General features: G+C 49.3%; 22 protein-coding genes. 7 read left to right on the forward strand and 15 right to left on the reverse strand.

Annotated elements, in window-relative coordinates; translation table 11 throughout:
* The first annotated feature begins 29 nt into the window (after positions 1–29).
* From VHA_RS04245 to VHA_RS04260, 4 genes are read left to right on the forward strand one after another with little or no spacing between them, the layout of a single operon-like run.
* Complete coding sequence (locus VHA_RS04245) at positions 30–1,868, forward strand: penicillin-binding protein activator (protein ID WP_005502150.1); 1,839 nt, start codon at positions 30–32, stop codon at positions 1,866–1,868.
* Complete coding sequence (locus VHA_RS04250; protein ID WP_005502153.1) at positions 1,852–2,220, forward strand: YraN family protein; 369 nt, start codon at positions 1,852–1,854, stop codon at positions 2,218–2,220. Before VHA_RS04245 ends, VHA_RS04250 begins: the two co-directional genes overlap by 17 nt.
* 3 nt (positions 2,221–2,223) lie before the next feature.
* Positions 2,224–2,814 (forward strand): phosphoheptose isomerase, encoded by a 591-nt coding sequence (locus tag VHA_RS04255; RefSeq protein WP_005502154.1) that lies wholly within the window; start codon positions 2,224–2,226, stop codon positions 2,812–2,814.
* Positions 2,815–2,816: 2 nt separating this feature from the next.
* The gene (locus VHA_RS04260; RefSeq protein WP_005502156.1) at positions 2,817–3,353 is read left to right on the forward strand and encodes a BON domain-containing protein; all 537 of its coding nucleotides are present in this window, start codon (positions 2,817–2,819) and stop codon (positions 3,351–3,353) included.
* 44 nt (positions 3,354–3,397) lie between these two features.
* Here VHA_RS04260 and sspB read toward each other — a convergent pair whose 3' ends face one another.
* From sspB to zapE, 8 genes are all read right to left on the reverse strand, one after another.
* Positions 3,398–3,874 carry a ClpXP protease specificity-enhancing factor gene (sspB, locus tag VHA_RS04265; protein ID WP_005502157.1) on the reverse strand — a complete coding sequence of 159 codons (477 nt, stop codon included), beginning with the start codon at positions 3,872–3,874 and terminating at the stop codon, positions 3,398–3,400.
* Entirely contained in the window at positions 3,874–4,509 is a 636-nt protein-coding gene (gene sspA, locus VHA_RS04270; RefSeq protein ID WP_005502158.1) for a stringent starvation protein SspA, read from the reverse strand. Before sspA ends, sspB begins: the two co-directional genes overlap by 1 nt.
* An 86-nt stretch (positions 4,510–4,595) precedes the next feature.
* Positions 4,596–5,333, reverse strand: coding sequence for a cytochrome c1 (locus VHA_RS04275; RefSeq protein ID WP_005502159.1), 738 nt, complete (start codon positions 5,331–5,333; stop codon positions 4,596–4,598).
* On the reverse strand, positions 5,330–6,595 hold the full coding sequence (locus VHA_RS04280; RefSeq protein WP_005502160.1) for a cytochrome b: 1,266 nt from the start codon (positions 6,593–6,595) through the stop codon (positions 5,330–5,332). Before VHA_RS04280 ends, VHA_RS04275 begins: the two co-directional genes overlap by 4 nt.
* The gene (petA, locus tag VHA_RS04285) at positions 6,595–7,185 is read right to left on the reverse strand and encodes a ubiquinol-cytochrome c reductase iron-sulfur subunit (RefSeq protein WP_040528188.1); all 591 of its coding nucleotides are present in this window, start codon (positions 7,183–7,185) and stop codon (positions 6,595–6,597) included. The genes VHA_RS04280 and petA overlap by 1 nt, the downstream gene beginning before the upstream one ends.
* A gap of 387 nt (positions 7,186–7,572) precedes the next feature.
* Complete coding sequence (gene rpsI / locus VHA_RS04295; RefSeq protein ID WP_005502162.1) at positions 7,573–7,962, reverse strand: 30S ribosomal protein S9; 390 nt, start codon at positions 7,960–7,962, stop codon at positions 7,573–7,575.
* A gap of 12 nt (positions 7,963–7,974) precedes the next feature.
* On the reverse strand, positions 7,975–8,403 hold the full coding sequence (gene rplM, locus VHA_RS04300) for a 50S ribosomal protein L13 (protein WP_005502163.1): 429 nt from the start codon (positions 8,401–8,403) through the stop codon (positions 7,975–7,977).
* A gap of 233 nt (positions 8,404–8,636) precedes the next feature.
* Positions 8,637–9,740, reverse strand: a complete 1,104-nt coding sequence (zapE, locus tag VHA_RS04305; protein WP_005502165.1) for a cell division protein ZapE — start codon at positions 9,738–9,740, stop codon at positions 8,637–8,639.
* A 171-nt stretch (positions 9,741–9,911) separates the two neighbouring features.
* Here zapE and zapG point away from each other — a divergent pair, with 171 nt between their 5' ends.
* The 3 genes from zapG (at position 9,912) to degS (ending at position 12,968) form a co-directional block, all read left to right on the forward strand.
* Complete coding sequence (gene zapG / locus VHA_RS04310) at positions 9,912–10,325, forward strand: Z-ring associated protein ZapG (RefSeq protein WP_005502168.1); 414 nt, start codon at positions 9,912–9,914, stop codon at positions 10,323–10,325.
* 87 nt (positions 10,326–10,412) lie between these two features.
* Positions 10,413–11,780 (forward strand): Do family serine endopeptidase, encoded by a 1,368-nt coding sequence (locus tag VHA_RS04315; RefSeq protein ID WP_005502170.1) that lies wholly within the window; start codon positions 10,413–10,415, stop codon positions 11,778–11,780.
* A gap of 126 nt (positions 11,781–11,906) precedes the next feature.
* Positions 11,907–12,968, forward strand: a complete 1,062-nt coding sequence (gene degS, locus VHA_RS04320) for an outer membrane-stress sensor serine endopeptidase DegS (RefSeq protein ID WP_005502172.1) — start codon at positions 11,907–11,909, stop codon at positions 12,966–12,968.
* 72 nt (positions 12,969–13,040) lie between these two features.
* On the opposite strand, the gene murA is transcribed toward degS, so the two are convergent.
* The 7 genes from murA to mlaF are packed head-to-tail and all read right to left on the reverse strand — an operon-like array spanning position 13,041 to position 17,605.
* The gene (gene murA / locus VHA_RS04325) at positions 13,041–14,297 is read right to left on the reverse strand and encodes a UDP-N-acetylglucosamine 1-carboxyvinyltransferase (RefSeq protein ID WP_005502174.1); all 1,257 of its coding nucleotides are present in this window, start codon (positions 14,295–14,297) and stop codon (positions 13,041–13,043) included.
* Positions 14,298–14,313: 16 nt separating this feature from the next.
* Positions 14,314–14,571, reverse strand: coding sequence for a BolA family iron metabolism protein IbaG (gene ibaG / locus VHA_RS04330; RefSeq protein WP_005502176.1), 258 nt, complete (start codon positions 14,569–14,571; stop codon positions 14,314–14,316).
* Positions 14,572–14,573: 2 nt separating this feature from the next.
* Positions 14,574–14,897, reverse strand: a complete 324-nt coding sequence (locus VHA_RS04335; protein WP_040528193.1) for an STAS domain-containing protein — start codon at positions 14,895–14,897, stop codon at positions 14,574–14,576.
* On the reverse strand, positions 14,894–15,541 hold the full coding sequence (mlaC, locus tag VHA_RS04340; RefSeq protein ID WP_005502179.1) for a phospholipid-binding protein MlaC: 648 nt from the start codon (positions 15,539–15,541) through the stop codon (positions 14,894–14,896). Before mlaC ends, VHA_RS04335 begins: the two co-directional genes overlap by 4 nt.
* Before the next feature lie 6 nt (positions 15,542–15,547).
* Positions 15,548–16,024: an outer membrane lipid asymmetry maintenance protein MlaD gene (gene mlaD / locus VHA_RS04345; RefSeq protein ID WP_005502181.1), complete on the reverse strand. Its 477-nt coding sequence runs from the start codon at positions 16,022–16,024 to the stop codon at positions 15,548–15,550.
* Positions 16,025–16,028: 4 nt separating this feature from the next.
* Positions 16,029–16,811: a lipid asymmetry maintenance ABC transporter permease subunit MlaE gene (mlaE, locus tag VHA_RS04350; protein ID WP_005502185.1), complete on the reverse strand. Its 783-nt coding sequence runs from the start codon at positions 16,809–16,811 to the stop codon at positions 16,029–16,031.
* Positions 16,808–17,605, reverse strand: a complete 798-nt coding sequence (gene mlaF, locus VHA_RS04355) for a phospholipid ABC transporter ATP-binding protein MlaF (RefSeq protein ID WP_005502186.1) — start codon at positions 17,603–17,605, stop codon at positions 16,808–16,810. Before mlaF ends, mlaE begins: the two co-directional genes overlap by 4 nt.
* Between the last annotated feature and the right edge of the window lie 204 nt (positions 17,606–17,809).

A 17,809-nucleotide genomic window follows, 5' to 3' on the forward strand; every position in this document is an offset into this window, starting at 1 on the left:
TATAGGGGGTAACAAGTTACGGACAGAAGATGTTCATGCGTAAAATAACCCATAAGTGCAAAAGTGTATCACGAGTTCTCCCGCCAATCGTACTGGCATTGGTCTTGTCAGCGTGCTCGGGCGTAGCGCCTGTTGAGCAAATTCCTCAATATGACATCACCGCGCCGGTACAGGAGTCATCAACGTTTTATTTACTTCAAGCGGAAACCGATACAGGGGATGCCAAGGTTGACTGGTATCTATTGGCATTAAAAGCACTGATTGCCGAAAAACAATATGCACAAGCTGACGTGTTGGTCAGCCGCATTGCAAAGCTGCCGCTGACCCCACTGCAACTGTCAGAATGGCAATTGAATCGAGCCCAGCTTTCAAAACAAAAAGGGGATCTGCAGACCGCACTGGATAACCTGAACTTACAGTCAGGCTGGTGGATTCCGGCATTGCAATACCAACGCTACTATCTGTTAAAAGGTGAGCTATACGAAGCACTGGATAATATCCCAGGCGCAGTTATTTCCTACTCAGAGGGCTCGCCTTACATCACTGACAATGATGTCAAACAGCAGAATTGGGAACATGTTTGGGCACTGTTGGTAAATATGTCACCGTCCGAACTCAGCACCCTTTCCACAACCACTGCCCCAGTGCTCCATGGTTGGGTGGAATTGGCCTCCCTATTTCGTCAGTATGCGGGCCACCCAGCCCAGCAACAGGAAGCCCTGAACCAATGGCTGGCGGCCAACCCGTCTCATCCTGCAAACCGATATCTGCCGAAAAACCTCACCGCATTACAGTCGATGGAAATCTTCCGTCCACAACGCATTGCTGTGCTGCTGCCCTTAAGCGACAAATTTGCTCTCCAGGGAGAGGCGATCCGTAATGGCTTGGTGCAGGCACTGCTGGATGATGATTCTGCCAACAATGCACCGTCAGTCAGGTTTTACGACACCAACGCGATGTCGATGCCAGCCATCATCAACCAATTGCGTGCAGATAACATCGAGTTCGTGATTGGGCCTTTGCAAAAAGACAAAGTGGATGAATTTCTGACGGTTAGCCAGAATGCATTTCCGACACTTGCACTGAACATTCCAAAAGAAGAGGGAGCAATCAACACCTGCTTCTTTACTCTCTCTCCAGAACAGGAAGCTGAACAGGCTGCCATTCATATCGCCCAAAACCAACACCGGTATCCACTGGTTATTGCGCCAAATAACGGATTTGGCCGCCGGGTCAGCGAGGCTTTTTCCAAACAGTGGGAAGCCCAAACCGGGGAACCAGTAGCAGTGGAGTACTTCAAAAACCAGGCCACAATGCAACAAACTGTCCAGCGCGTATTTGGTTTGACCGAAAGCCTGGGCCGCATCCAGCAGATGAAACAACTACTTGGTCTGGATATGGAAGCAGAGAAGCGCAGCCGCCGCGATATCGATGCGGTCTACCTGGTTGCCAATGCCGCTGAGCTGACCCTGCTGAAGCCGTTTATTGAAGTGGCCATCAACCCGGATGTCGTTCCCCCCAAGCTGTACGCCAGCTCGCGCTCCAACAACCGGGTAAACGGCGTGGGTGAGATTGGTGAACTCAGGGGCATTGAATTCAGTGACGTCCCCTTGTTGGTGGAACCAAACACGCCTGAAGCAGCCAGGTTCAATCAACTTTGGTCGGGTCTTGATAACGGAACGATCCGCCTCTACGCCCTTGGTATGGATGCCTATGCATTGATTGAAGCCCTGCCGCAGATGCAAGCAATGCCAGAATACCGGTTTGAAGGTCACTCAGGAGAGCTTTCCATCGGCAATTATTGCACCATTAACCGCACTGTATCCTGGGCGATGTTTGGAGATCAGGGTATTGTTTCTGTTAAATAGGAAACAGACCGGCGATCACTACGAAAACCAGGCCTGTCGCTTTCTTGAGCGGCAGGGCCTGACCACTCTCGATAAAAACGCACGCTTTAAAGGCGGCGAACTTGATCTCATTATGCGCGAAAAAAGCTGCATTGTGTTTGTTGAAGTCAAATACCGTAAACAAGCGTCATATGGTGGCGCTGCCGCGACTATTTCCCGACAGAAACAGCAACGCATGCTAAAAGCGGCCTATCTCTGGATGGCTAAAAAAGGACTATCTGCAACACATACCGAGTTTCGATTTGATGCCGTGACTTTTGAAGGCAGCGTAAACTCGGTAAACTGGATAAAAAATATCGTATTTGAAGGGTAATCAATGCTAGAGAGCATCAAAGAGAGCTTCACCGAAAGTATTCAGACACAAATTGCGGCTGCCGAAGCATTGCCTGAGCATATTTCTCAGGCCGCAATGATCATGGTTCAGTGTCTGTTAAACGGCAACAAGATCCTCTGTTGCGGTAACGGTGGCTCCGCAGCCAATGCACAGCACTTTGCGTCTTGCCTGCTAAACCGCTTTGAAACCGAGCGTCCAAGTTTGCCGGCACTGGCATTGACCGCCGATACAGTCACCCTCACTGCGGTGGCCAATGACTATCACCATGATGAAGTCTTTTCCAAGCAGGTCCGTGCCTTTGGCCAGGGGGGGGATGTATTGTTAGCGATTTCCACCAGTGGTAACAGCAAAGATATCATTAAAGCGATGGAAGCGGCGGTGACCCGTGATATGACCATTGTGGCACTTACCGGTAAAGACGGCGGTGAAATGGCAGGCCTTTTGGGTGAACAAGACGTCGAAATCCGCATTCCGTCACAGCGTACCTCTCGCGTGCAAGAGGTTCATTTAGTAACCTTACATGCTTTGTGTGATTTGATTGACCAGTACCTGTTCCCGACACATGGAGAGTAACCATGAAAAAGGCGCTTTTATTGACAGTGTTATCGGGATTAAGTGCCTGTTCTGCGATCTACGAGCAGGACACCCGAACCGCACAAACAGAATGGCAAGACACCCAGTTAGAAATGGCTGTCGCGGGAATCGTCAACAAGGCCCCGTTTAAAGGTGACGCCCGGGTCAACGCTGTCTCGTATGAAGGAAAATTGTTATTGATTGGCCAGGCAAAGACCGACTCGCTTAAACACGCACTGGTGACCAAGGTTCGCGAGCTGGATGATGTAAAGACGGTTTACGACCAAATACGTATCAAAACACCTCTATCTGTCAGCGACGTTTCCAAGGACACTTGGATCACCACGAAGGTGAAGTCTGCCCTTATCGCCAGCAAAAAACTTCGTAATGTGAACATTAAAGTCATCACCGAAGACGGTGAAGTATTTTTACTGGGTTATGTCACCCGGACACAGGCAGACGAAGCGACTAACATTGCACGAAACCTGAGCGGGGTAAAGCAAGTGATCAAAGGCTTCCAGTATTATGAGCCACAATAACTTCCCGTTCTAATGGAATAAAAAAGCAGCCGAAGCTGCTTTTTTTATTTGACGACCGTCAGTATCGGGCGGCCTTTGGGTCTCAGTTCCGTAACTGACTCATCGTCTGACCCCTGTTGTGGTGCATCCTGAGTATCCTGCTCTACTGCGTTCAGTTCTGGCTCAGCATCAAGATGTGCCAATTCTTCTTCGTAGGCAGGTTCAGGATCGAACATCGTACCTGCACCGTTTTCACGGGCATAAATCGCCATAACTGCATACAGTGGGACTGTCACCAGCATTGGCCTTCCGCCAAAGCGAGCATTAAAGCTCACTTTTTCGTTACCCAATTCGAGATTACCCACTGCACGCGGCGCAATATTCAGCACGATCTGACCCTCCTGAACATACTCAAAAGGTACGTTCACATAAGGCATTGTCGCATCCACCACCAGATGGGGTGTCAAATCGTTGTCCAGCAGCCAGTCATAAAACGCCCGTAATAGGTACGGGCGTCGGGGTGTAAGATTGATGTCGCCCATTACTGCGCCAGACGCATCTCACGCTCAGCTTCGGTCAGGGAAGCCAAGAAAGAATCACGCTCAAAGACACGTGCCATATAGGTTTTCACTTCCTTTGCACCAGGACCACTGAGCTCAATACCCATGACAGGCAAACGCCACAGAAGCGGTGCCAGATAACAGTCAACCAAGCTAAACTCTTCGCTCATAAAGAATGGATACTCAGCAAATACCGGTGCCAGTGCCAGCAGTTCTTCACGCAGTTGACGACGAGCTTTGTCAGCTTCTTCCGCATTGCCTTTTTCAATTTTCTCAGCCAGTGAGTACCAATTACGTTCGATACGGTACATCATGAGACGACTATTACCACGCGCTACCGGATAAACAGGCATTAGCGGTGGATGCGGGAAACGCTCATCCAGGTATTCCATGATGATATTTGCGTTGTACAACGCCAATTCACGGTCAACCAGAGTCGGTACCGAGTTATACGGATTCAGATCAAGTAAATCCTCTGGCAGGTTATTTGGATCAACAAGCTCAATCTCGTATGTCACACCTTTCTCTGCCAGAACGATGCGAACCTGATGGCTATACATGTCTGATGCGTCTGAATACAACGTCATCACCGAGCGTTTATTGGCAGCAACAGCCATTAACCCCTCCAGAATGTTTCATCTATAGAAAAAACAATGGGAGCACCTGCTCCCATTGTGGATCAGCAACTCACTAGATTAACCGATCAGTGAACGTCACGCCAATACTCTTTCTTGAGCAAAATGGCAAGGATCAGGAAAATAATGATGAAGCCAATGACCCAATAACCCATTTGTTGACGCTCCAGCTTGTTTGGCTCACCGGAGTATTCCAGGAAGTTAACCAGGTCACGCACGGCATCGTCATATTCTTCAGGGCTGAGCTCTCCGTTACCCAAAGACTCGATGCCAACAAATTCCTGCACCTGTTTGCCGTCAACCAACACTGTCTTGTATTGTTTGACTGGCGTGCCTTGCAGCTCTTCCAATACATGGGGCATACCGACACTCGGAAACACGGTATTATTCACCCCAAACGGGCGAGACGGGTCTTCATAAAACGAACGCAGATAAGTGTAAATCCAGTCCGTACCACGAACACGTGCCACTAACGTCAGGTCTGGTGCCGGTGCACCAAAAAACGTCGCTGCGTCTTCCGCCGTAATCGCATTTTGCACCAGATCGCCAATCTTCGCGTTGCTGTCGAAAACCAGATTCTCCATCATCAACTCTTTGGGTATATCCAGATCTTCTGCAATACGCTCATAACGCTGATACTGCGTGGTATGGCACCCCAGACAATAGTTCATAAACAGCTTGGCACCGTTTTGGAGCGAGGCTTTATCAGACAAGTCATTGTTCGCCGCATCTAAAGGCACGTTTGCACCTGCCGCCATCACTAGAGAAGGCAGCAGTGCGAACAGCATTACAATCCACTTCTTCATTTGTAGTTCACCCTCTCCGGTAATGGTTTGGTTGCTTCACTTTTGCTGTAGAAGAACAGCGCGACGAAGAACATGAAATAACCAAAGCTGAATATCTGTGCCAACAGGGTATAAGTTGGAGTTGCAGGGAGTGCACCCAGAATACCCAGCGCAATAAATGAAACCGTAAACTGCGCAATGTTCGCCAGGTGGATTTTGCTACGGTAGCGATAAGAGCGTACCTTACAGCGATCCAGCCATGGCAACAGGAACAGAACAGCGATGGAGAGGCCCATCAATACAACCCCCAACAGTTTGTCAGGCACCGCCCGCAAAATCGCATAGAACGGCGTGAAGTACCATACCGGTGCAATGTGTGCAGGTGTTTTGATCGGGTTTGCTGCTTCAAAGTTAGGTGGCTCAAGGAAATAGCCGCCCATCTCTGGGTTGAAGAAAATCACATAGGCAAACAGGATACCAAAGATACCCACACCAACGAGGTCTTTCACTGTGCCATAAGGATGGAATGGGACAGAATCGATGATGTCGTACTTCTTAGTGTAATACTCATGAAACGGGAACTGGGTTTCGTAACCTTCACCTTTGGTGCCTTTTGGCAATTTGGTTTCGATACCATCCGGGTTATTCGAACCCACCTCATGCAGTGCGAGGATATGAAGCACAACCAACAGCAAAATCACGATAGGCAATGCCACCACGTGAAGCGCGAAGAAGCGGTTCAGTGTTGCACCAGACAGTACGTAGTCACCACGGATCCAAAGCGTTAGATCGTCACCAATAACCGGAATCGCACCAAACAGGGAGATGATCACCTGTGCACCCCAGTAAGACATCTGTCCCCAAGGCAACAGGTAGCCCATGAAAGCTTCTGCCATCAGAGCCAGGAAAATCAACATCCCGAACACCCAGAGCAATTCACGTGGTTTTTGGTAAGAGCCATAAATCAAGCCACGGAACATGTGCAGATACACCACCACAAAGAATGCAGAAGCACCGGTGGAGTGCATATAACGCAGTAACCATCCGTATTCAACATCACGCATGATGTATTCAATTGACGCAAAAGCACCTTCCGCAGAAGGGTTATAGCTCATGGTCAACCAGATGCCGGTCAATAGCTGGTTTACCAGTACCAACATGGCCAGCGAGCCAAACAGGTACCAGAAATTAAAGTTTTTCGGCATCGGGTATTCAGACAAATGCTTTTTATACGCATTCATCGAAGGAAGACGTTTCTCAAACCAGTTAAGTAAGTTTTCCATTACGCTGTCCCCTCATCTGCACCAACCAAAATGCGGTGATCATTAAGGTACGTATAAGGTGGAACAACCAGATTAAGTGGCGCTGGCACACTTTTGAAAACACGACCCGCCATGTCAAACTTGGAGCCATGGCACGGGCAGAAGAATCCGGCAGCAACCCCTTCAACCTGCTCGCTAAAGCTGTCCGGCAAATAGGTTGGTGAGCACCCCAGATGAGTACACAAACCAACAGCAACAAAAATTTCTGGTTTTACTGAACGATAAGTATTGCCGGCATACTCAGGCTGCTGGGGTTCAAGAGAGTCAGGGTCACGTAGCTGATCGCCAATCTCATTTAACGTTTCCAGCATCTGTTTGCCACGGCGAACAACCCAGACCGGCTTGCCCTGCCAAATCACCCTGATTAACTGACCTTCTTCAATCTTACTAATATCGACTTCTACCGGGGCTCCGGCTGCTTTTGCTTTGGCGCTAGGGTTCCATGACTTGATAAAAGGTACAGCGACTGCTGCTGCACCCACACCACCAACCACTGCGGTTGATAGGGTCAGGAAACGGCGTCGGCCGGAATTCACTGGCGCATTGCTCATCCACATTCTCCCATGTGCTCCCGCATGGATTCTTATAACTGTCCTTATGCGTCCCTGGAGCGTACGGCTAACTCAAATTAAGAATTTTTCTGACGTAAAAATGGGCAGATTATCCAACAAAAGCCTATTAATACGCCGCCTAAATGATAAGGAAAACCCCACTTTTTGACAAGATAAAGCTACCTTTTTGTAACAAATGTGAGGTATGCACCGTTTTTTTTAACTAACTGCCAAAAAAGAAAATTTACTAAAATGTTAAAATAGGCAAACTGGGGAGAGGCGCACAGTATGTGCATTAACTCAAAGACTAACTCTTTGATAGGCAAGAAAAAGCCTGGCATAAGCCAGGCTTTTCGGACCATAATTCCCGGCTCAGCCGGAAGCGTATTAACGCTTAGAGAATTGTGGACGACGACGTGCTTTACGCAGACCAACTTTCTTACGTTCAACGCGACGTGCATCACGAGTAACGAAACCAGCTGCGCGCAGTGTAGGACGCAGAGTTTCATCGTACTCCATCAGCGCACGGGTGATACCATGACGGATAGCACCTGCTTGACCAGAAATACCACCACCAGAAACAGTGATGTACAGATCCAGCTTCTCAGTCATTTCCACCAGCTCAAGAGGTTGCATTACAACCATGCGAGCAGTTGGACGACCGAAGTAGGTTTCCAGAGAACGCTTGTTGATTACGATGTTGCCGCTGCCCGGTTTGATGAATACACGAGCTGCAGAGCTCTTGCGACGACCAGTGCCGTAGTATTGTTCTGCCATTGTTAAATCCCCTTAGATGTCCAGTACTTGCGGTTGTTGTGCCGCGTGCTTGTGCTCAGCGCCCGCGTAAACTTTCAGTTTACGGAACATTGCACGACCTAGAGGACCGCGTGGCAGCATACCTTTAACAGCAAGCTCGATAACCATTTCTGGTTTCTTAGCGATCAGTTTGTCGAAGCTGATTGACTTGATGCCACCCATAAAACCAGTGTGGTGATAGTACATCTTGTCAGTTGTTTTCGCGCCTGTTACTTTCACTTTTTCCGCATTGATAACCACGATGTAGTCACCAGTGTCAACGTGTGGAGTGTACTCCGGCTTATGTTTACCACGCAGACGAGATGCGATTTCAGTTGCGATACGACCCAGAGTTTTACCTTCTGCGTCTACAATGTACCAGTCGCGTTTTACAGTTTCTGGTTTAGCAACGAATGTTTTCATGCTAATAAATACCCGATAAATTTAGATTTCACTTAAGGAGCTCTCGCTCCCACTGTTAAGAGCCCATTCAACACCCCTTCGAGTGGTGGATCCCTCGGCCTTAGCCTTTCAACAGTAACGGTGGGTCGCAGGATTATAAGGAAGGGTGGAGAAAAAATCACCTTTTTTTCAAAAAAAGTCCTGAATTTTTCTCCAACTGGTTATTCATAATACTGTAAGGCGTACACAACGGGTTACGGCAGATGCTCCAACGCCAGATAATCATGGCTTTGCATCTCTTTTAAGCGGGATATACAGCGCTTGAATTCGAAGTTAAGCCTACCGTCTGTATACAGTAAATTCAGGGCTACCTCAGCAGAAATGATGAGTTTTACGTGCCTTTCATAAAATTCATCCACCATAGCAATAAAACGGCGTGCAGCATCATCAGAAGAGGTCCCCATTTGTGGCACATTTGCCAATAGCACGGTGTGATAAAGTCTGGCTATTTCTATGTAATCTGACTGACTGCGTGGGCTGTCACATAACGTGGCAAACTCAAAGTGCACTACGCCTTCCGACTCCCGCTCCGCAATCAATTTTCGGTGATTGATTTCAATCTCATGGGAAGAAAAGCAAGGTTCCGTTGCCAGTTTGTAAAAATACTCCTTGAGGTTTTCCCCGGCTTTTTCATCAAGTGGGAAATGATAGATTTCTGCCTGTTCAAGGGTACGGAGACGGTAGTCTGTACCAGCGTCAACATTGACCACCTCACAGTACCGGTTGATCAACGCAATCGCTGGTAGGAAACGGGCACGCTGGAGACCATTCCGGTATAGATCATCCGGCACAATATTAGACGTAGCGACCAGGCAGATCCCGCGGTCAAACAATGCCTCCATCAAGGTCCCAAGGATCATGGCGTCAGTAATGTCAGAAACGAAGAATTCATCAAAGCAAAGTATGTGAGCTTCATCGGCTAGCTTATCAGCGATTTTTTGCAGCGGATCCTGCTGGCCGTCGAGCAATTTCAGCTCTTGGTGCACCCGGTGCATAAAGCGGTGAAAATGCATCCGCAGCTTCTTGTCAAAAGGCAGGCTCTCAAAGAATGTATCCACCAAATAGGTTTTGCCGCGACCAACGCCCCCCCAAAAATACAGTCCCTGTTCCGGCTCTTTCCGGTCTGCTTTCTTTTTAAACAGTGATTGCAAGAACCCTGGCTTTTCAGCTGGTGCATTCGCACGGGCAACAAGACGATGATAAAGGTTCTCGAGTTTCTCCACGGCGTTGCGCTGTGAAGCGTCTTCAAAAAAATCTGGTCTTAGTAAGTCTTTACGGTATTGCTCTAGTGGCGTCATCCTTGAACCTAACTTTACACTGGGGACATCGGTGGTCTTAAAATCAATAGTACCATGCACCTATCTTGCCATGTATAGTAAACTCAGGGTTTGCAGTTTTCTTTTCTCTGCCATTATCCAGGCAAAAAATTGCAATTCATCCAATCCGTTGGAATAGGTTAAGGAGCACTTATGGCTTGGATTAACACACTGGTTTTTGTGGTCATTGGTATTGTGATTGGTTTTATCATTGCCCGCCTGACCATGCGGGATAACCCGCAACAAAAAGATCTGAAAAAGGAGTTGGAAAAATCACGCTACGAGTTGGAGCAATACCGCCAGGAGCTGGTTGATCATTTTGCCAAGAGCGCAGACCTTCTCGATACGATTTCCAAAGACTACAGCAAACTGTACCAGCACATGGCTAACACCTCTGCAGAGCTGATGCCCAATCTGCCTGAGCAAGATAACCCGTTTGCCAAGCGCATCAGCAAACTGTCAGAAGTGACTGACGAACACTCCACCTCTCAGGAACCTCCCCGTGATTATTCCGAAGGTGCTTCTGGATTGCTGAAAGGCTACAAAGAGACCAGCAAAGCGAGTTAAGTCGATCGCAAATATTACATAACGGGGCATTGAACTTTTTGAAGCCATCCCCACTCTAGTAAAACGTACCTATTGAGGGGAGTGTATATGAAAAAGAAGTCCTTGCTTACGTTGAGTGCGTTGGCACTCGCCATCAGTACCACTATGACTGCTCTACCGGCAACGGCGGCGCTTCCGACTACCGTTGCCGGTGAGAGCCTGCCAAGCCTTGCACCAATGCTGGAAGCGGTCAGCCCGGCTGTTGTCAGCATTGCGGTTGAAGGTAGCCACACATCAAAGCAACGCATTCCTGAATCATTCCGCTTCTTCTTTGGCCCTGACTTTCCATCTGAACAAGTCAGGGAACGTCCATTCCGGGGGTTGGGTTCGGGCGTCATTATTGATGCAGATAAAGGATATGTGATCACTAACCACCACGTGATTGACGGCGCAAACAAAATCCGCGTTCAATTACATGATGGTCGCGAATATAACGCCGAGCTTATTGGCAGTGATGGCATGTCTGACGTGGCATTGCTCAAGCTTGAAAAAGCCGTAGACCTCACTGAAATAAAAATGGCAGATTCCGATGCACTCCGTGTCGGTGATTTTGCTATTGCTATCGGTAACCCGTTTGGCCTTGGCCAGACAGTGACATCTGGGATCATCTCTGCGCTGGGTCGCAGTGGTCTTAACCTCGAAAATTTCGAAAATTTCATCCAGACCGACGCCGCAATTAATAGCGGCAATTCCGGCGGCGCACTGGTCAATCTCAACGGTGAACTGGTTGGGATCAACACCGCCATTCTAGGCCCAAATGGTGGCAACGTGGGTATCGGCTTTGCCATTCCGGTAAACATGGCCAAAAACTTGGTCGAACAAATCCTGGAGTTTGGTGAAGTGAAACGCGGCGTACTGGGTGTCCAGGGCGGCGAGCTGACATCAGAACTGGCAGAAGCCTTCGGTTATGAAACCAACCATGGTGCATTTGTCAGCCAAATCGTACCAGACTCTGCCGCTGATAAAGCCGGCATTGAAGCTGGTGATATCATCACTTCCGTTAACGGCAAAGAAATCCGCAGCTTCGGCGAACTTCGTGCCAAAATAGCCACTCTGGGAGCAGGTAAAGAAGTGAAGCTTGGCATTATCCGGGACGGAAAACGGAAAACGGTCACTGCCAAATTAGAAGAAGCTAATTTAGCAAAAACCAATGCGGAAACCTTGCACGAAGCATTGACCGGTGCTGAGCTTGAGAACTACTCACAAGGTAACATTGCTGGTGTGCGTGTTTCAGCGGTTGAAAAAGGGTCAATTGCAGAGCGTTACGGATTGAAGCAAGGTGACGTAATTGTTGGTTTTAACCGAACCAAAGTGAAAAACCTTGGCGATCTTCGTAAGCAACTTGAAGCAAAACCGTCTGTGCTGGCGTTGAACATTCTGCGTGGTGATTCTACCCTGTATCTGGTGATCCGCTAATCCCCCCAGTCAAACATCATGAGCCTGGCCCTGTCAGGCTCTTTTTATTGCCCGAAGCCAGCTACTCTTACCCCATATTCAGTGGTATCCTCATGGTTTGATCTTTACATTTTTATGGGGAGTCGCATGCTGGCTTTTTTAGCACGTTCTGTGGGTTACGGCGTCTTTGTCGCTGCGGTGCTGCTTATCGCCATCCCCTCTCTGCGAACCTCCCAACTATTACCCGACACCGCACTGGCGAGCTTTGAGAGCGATAACAGCCTGCTATCATACAATTATGCGGTCAGACGGGCTTCCCCTGCTGTTGTCAACATTTACACTCGCCGCTATAGCGCAGAAAACCGTCTACAACTCAATGCAGAAGGCCTTGGCTCCGGAGTGATCATGAGTGACAAAGGTTATATCGTCACCAATTACCATGTGGTTGCACGTGCCGATCAAATCATTGTCGCCCTGCAGGATGGACGCATCAGCACCGCACAACTGGTGGGGAAAGATCAGCGCACGGATCTGGCGGTATTAAAAATAGAGCTGGATAACCTGCCGGTGATCCCATTTAACGACAGCTATAAACCGGCAGTTGGCGATGTGGTTCTTGCCATCGGTAATCCCTACAACCTGGGGCAAACCACAACATTCGGCATCATTTCCGCCACCGGTCGCCCGGGAATGAGCTTCAACAGACGGCAAGACTTTCTCCAGACAGATGCAGCAATCAACAAGGGAAACTCCGGTGGTGCTCTGGTGAACAGTCGGGGGGAGCTGGTAGGGATTAACACTGCCTCATTCCAACAGGCCACTGACATTGATACCTATGGGATCTCTTTCGCTATCCCCTACTCACTGACGCTGAAAATCATGCAAAAGCTGATTGCGGATGGCCGGGTGATCCGGGGTTACATTGGTGTTGAAGGGCGTGAAGTTAACCCCGTGATGGCAAGGCTCCTTGATGCAGAAGAGCTGCGGGGTGTATTAATAGCGAGCATGGAACCGAATGGCCCTGCCGCACGTTCAGGTCTGATGGTGAATGATTTGATTGTGGCAATTAACGGTAATCCCATCAGCAGTTTCCGCAGTACCCTTGATATTGTGGCGGACACCCGTCCAGGTACCAAGGTTCCCTTCACCGTGATTCGTCAAGGCCAATCGCTGGAAGTGGTCGTTACCATCGGTGAAGACACATTGTAATACTGGGGGGATACCTCAGACAAAAAAGGCCACTTGGCAAACCCAAGTGACCTTTTATCTATTCATCGGGTATCAGTCACTAAAACGCTCAATGCTGACACCCAGCTTCTTCAGCTTGTCTTCGATATGTTCATAACCACGGTCGATGTGATAAATGCGGTCAACAATGGTTTCGCCTTTCGCAATCGCTCCGGCAATAACCAAGCTTGCAGAGGCTCGCAGATCGGTTGCCATTACTTGCGCACCACTCAGGCCGTCACAATCACCGCACACGACAGTATTACCTTCTATTTCCGCATGAGCCCCCATCCGCTGAAGCTCAGGCACATGCATAAAGCGGTTTTCGAAAATGGTTTCGGTGATGATACCGGTTCCTTTTGCGATCAGGTTCAGCAGGGTAAATTGCGCCTGCATGTCTGTCGGGAAGCCCGGGTGCGGCGCAGTACGAATATTCACCGCTTTCAGCTCACGACCGGTCATATCCAGTGAAATCCAGTCTTCACCACTTTCCACCAGCGCGCCGGCTTCCTCCAGCTTGGCCAGCACTGCTTCCATCAATTTTGGGGACGTATTTCGGCAGATCACCTTACCGCCAGACACGGCGGCGGCCACCAGAAAGGTGCCGGTTTCGATACGGTCAGCCACCACTTCGTGGTAACCACCACCCAGACGCTCTACCCCTTCAATGGTGATAGTGTCAGAGCCAGCTCCGGTAATTTTTGCGCCCAGCATATTCAGGAACTTGGCACAATCAACAATTTCCGGCTCTCGGGCAGCGTTTTCAATCACGGTAGTGCCTACAGCCAGCGTGGCCGCTGACATAATGGTCACAGTGGCGCCTACGCTGACCTTGTCCATCACGATGTGTGCACCTTTCAGGCGGCCATCAACATGAGCTTTGACATACCCTTCATCCAAAGTGATCGTCGCACCCAATTGCTCCAGACCATGAATATGCAGGTCAACCGGACGGGCGCCAATCGCACACCCCCCCGGCAGAGAGACTTCACCTTTACCAAAACGCGCAACCAGTGGACCGAGAGCCCAGATTGAAGCACGCATGGTTTTTACTAACTCATAGGGTGCACAGAACTCGTTAATCTCACTGGCGTCAACATGGACAGAGCCATTGCGTGACACCTTGGCCCCCAAACGTGACAGCAACTCCATGGTGGTGTCGATATCACGCAGTTTCGGAACGTTAGCAACCTCTACGGGCTCTTCAGCCAGCAATGCGGCAAACAAAATAGGCAGTGCCGCATTCTTGGCACCTGAAATTGTGACTTCACCACGTAGTGGGCCACCACCGTGGACACGGAATTTTTGCATGCTGTTCCTCGTGAACTTATAGCGGTTGCATCAGTTTTTTATCGCGCGCCCATTCAGCAGGGGTCAGCGCTTTGATGCTAAGGGCATGGATCGCATTGGTTCTGATATGTTCCATCAGTGGGCCATAAATCGTTTGTTGCTTTTTAACACGAGACATACCGTCAAACATGTCGCCAATAGCAATAACTTCAAAGTGACTACCGTCGCCTTTAACATGGATTTCATCCAGGGTAAGGGCTTGCTCAAGAATAACTTTGATTTCTATAGGTTCCACAACTACTCCCCGTCAACCGATGCGCTTTCATCAATAATAATATTTTCCACATTGCTCAATTGCAGCAGCACACGAAGTTGCGTGGGAATGCCGCTCAACACCAGTGTTTGATGGTTTTCAATGAGGGTTTGCTGCAAATGGAGCAACATCGCCATGCCTGCCGAATCGATTCGCTTTAGTGACGATAAATCGAGCAACACCCGCTCATCACTGGGCAACCAATCGGCACGCCGATGCCAAAATGCGGGAACTGTGTCACGATCAAGCTCTCCTGACAAGCAGTAATCCCCATTTGTGTGCTTTTGAAAAGATAATGTATCACTCACGATTCACTGCCTTCTCGGGTGATCGGTGCTTTTGCTCGTTCAATCAATTGTTTGGCGACGGCTTCAATACCGTTTTTGCGCAGCTCTCCACTCCATTCACTGGTTTTGGTATCCAACATGCTGACGCCTTCAACCTGAACATCGAAACCTTGCCATTCTTCAGTCTTGCCGTTTTTGCGCAAAGCAAAGTCTAGGCGGATAGGCGGACGCGCTTTATCCAGAATGTCGACACGGACAGACACGACTTTACGTTTGTCATCAATCTCTTTTTCCTGCTCCACAACGATTTCCTGATCGGTGTACTGGGTCAGGATTTGCGCGTAAGACGCCACCAGATAATCATAAAATGCCTCGGTAAACAGATCGCGCTCTTCCTTGCTGGCTTTCCGTGCCTGCGGGCCCAGCACTTTCAATGCAGCATAACGTACATTGATGTAGGGCATTAACTCTTGCTTAACGACGTCCCGCAGCAACTCCGGATTGGCAATGTATTGTTCTTTGTCCGCTTTCAAGCGGCTAAATGCATTGTCTGCCACTGAATTGATCAACGTATAGGGGTTTTTCGCGTCGATTTCTGCCGCCACTGACAAAGATGAAAAGGCGATACCCAACATCACCACGAAAGCCACAATCCACTTGTTCATTACTGACTACTCCTCTGACCCACCAACGCTGTAAAGGAACTGACCAATCAAGTCTTCCAATACCATTGCTGAGCGTGTGTCTTCCAATAAATCGCCATCTTGCAAAACATCAATGTCTTCATCGAGAAAGCCTGGACGGATACCGATATATTGCTCTCCCAGCAGACCAGAGGTCAGAATGGCGGCTGAGCTGGTTTCTGGGAAATACCCAAACTTACGGTCTATCTCCATAGAGACAGTTGGCACATAATCCGGCGCGGACAAAGAGATCTGACTAACACGTCCCACAACCACACCACCAACTTTCACCGGTGAGCGTACTTTCAAACCACCAATGTTGTCGAAGTGGGCCTGAAGTGTGTAGTGATCGGTGCGGGAAAAGCTCTTCACGTCAGCTACCTGGAAAATCAGCAGCAGCACGGCGACTATCCCGGCCAGGACAAAGGTGCCCACCCAAAATTCAGTTTTACGGTTTTGTTGCATCTAGTTAGCTCCCAAACATCAGTGCCGTGAGGACAAAGTCCAATCCCAACACTGCCAAAGAAGAATGCACCACAGTTCGTGTTGTCGCGCGGCTGATCCCTTCCGATGTTGGTATGGCATCATAGCCGTTAAACAGTGCAATCCAGGTGACGGTAATAGCGAACACCAAGCTCTTGATAAATGACTGGCCTATGTCATAGCCAAGCTCAACCGACGATTGCATTACCGCCCAATAACTGCCGTAGTCGATGCCTTTCCAGTCAACACCGACAAGCTGTCCGCCCCAGATACCCACCATCATAAAAATCATCGCCAGCAGGGGCATGGAAATTACCCCGGCCCAAAATCGTGGTGCAACCACGCGGCGCAGTGGATCCACCGCCATCATTTCCAGGCTGGATAACTGTTCGGTGGCTTTCATCAAGCCTATTTCCGCCGTCAGCGCTGAGCCAGCACGACCTGCAAACAGCAACGCGGTAACCACGGGCCCAAGCTCCCTGAGCAGTGACAGTGCCACCATTTGTCCCAATGAGCTCTCTGCACCAAAGTCAGCCAATACCAAATACCCTTGAAGGCTCAGCACCATGCCGATAAACAGTCCGGACACCATGATGATGGCCAACGATCGCACACCGACAGAGTAAATTTGAGTCAGTAACAGCGGAAACATTTTCTTCGGTTGGGGCTTGCCTACTAAGGCTCCCAACAACACAAAGGTGGCGCGCCCCATGGTTTGCGATACTGCCATCGCCCGGGCACCCAGAGACTGGACCAGGTTAACAATCACGAAAACAGCTCCTGTGTAATGTCTTTTGCGGGATACCGGAATGGCACGGGGCCATCCGCCTCCCCCCGAAGAAACTGGCTAACCCGGGGATCAGGGTTGTCACGCAAGGACTGGGGCGAACCGGACGCAATCACTTTCCCATCCGCCAAAAGATAAACATGATCCGCAATACTCATCACCTCAGGCACATCATGGGAAACCACGATAGAAGTCAATCCCAGTGCCTGATTTAAGTTACGGATCAAGGACACCAACACCCCCATGGTAATCGGATCCTGACCGGCAAAAGGCTCATCGTACATAATCAGCTCCGGATCCATCGCAATGGCACGTGCCAGTGCAGCCCGCCTCGCCATGCCACCCGACAGACTGCTGGGCATCAAATCCGCAGCTCCCCGAAGCCCTACCGCTTCCAATTTGAGCAAGACAATGGTTTTGATCAGGGACTCTGGCAACGCTGTATGTTCACGCAGGGGAAAGGCAACATTGTCAAACACTGTCATGTCGGTAAAAAGGGCACCGGACTGAAACAACATACTCATGCGCTTTCGCGCTTCATAAAGTTTGTTGCGCGAAAGTGTGGGAATATTCTGGCCGGCAAACACCACTTCCCCCTTATCCGGAAGGAGTTGCCCACCAATCAGGCGAAGCAGGGTGGTTTTGCCAATCCCGGAAGGCCCCATAATAGCAGTCACTTTGCCAACCGGCACCGTCAGGCTGACATTGTCAAAAATCATCCTCTCGCCACGCGAGAATGTCAGGTTATTCACTTCAACCAGGTTCGTCGTACTCATCAAGGCCCTTTAATGTTGTTTTCCTTGAAGGTTAGTCGCACGATCATAGAGGTGCGGCTATGGCAAAACAAGTAATCGTACACCATTCATTTGCAAATTTCTGATAAGAATTCTATCAATTTTCAGACAAACCATGTCTTTTCTTGCGTACATCCATTGGAATTAAGATCACCGCTATCGGTTAGAAAAAGCATGGCGGGTTTA

Origin of the sequence: Grimontia hollisae CIP 101886 (genome assembly GCF_000176515.1) — a bacterium.
In the GTDB taxonomy this organism is placed as follows: Bacteria; Pseudomonadota; Gammaproteobacteria; order Enterobacterales; family Vibrionaceae; genus Enterovibrio; species Enterovibrio hollisae.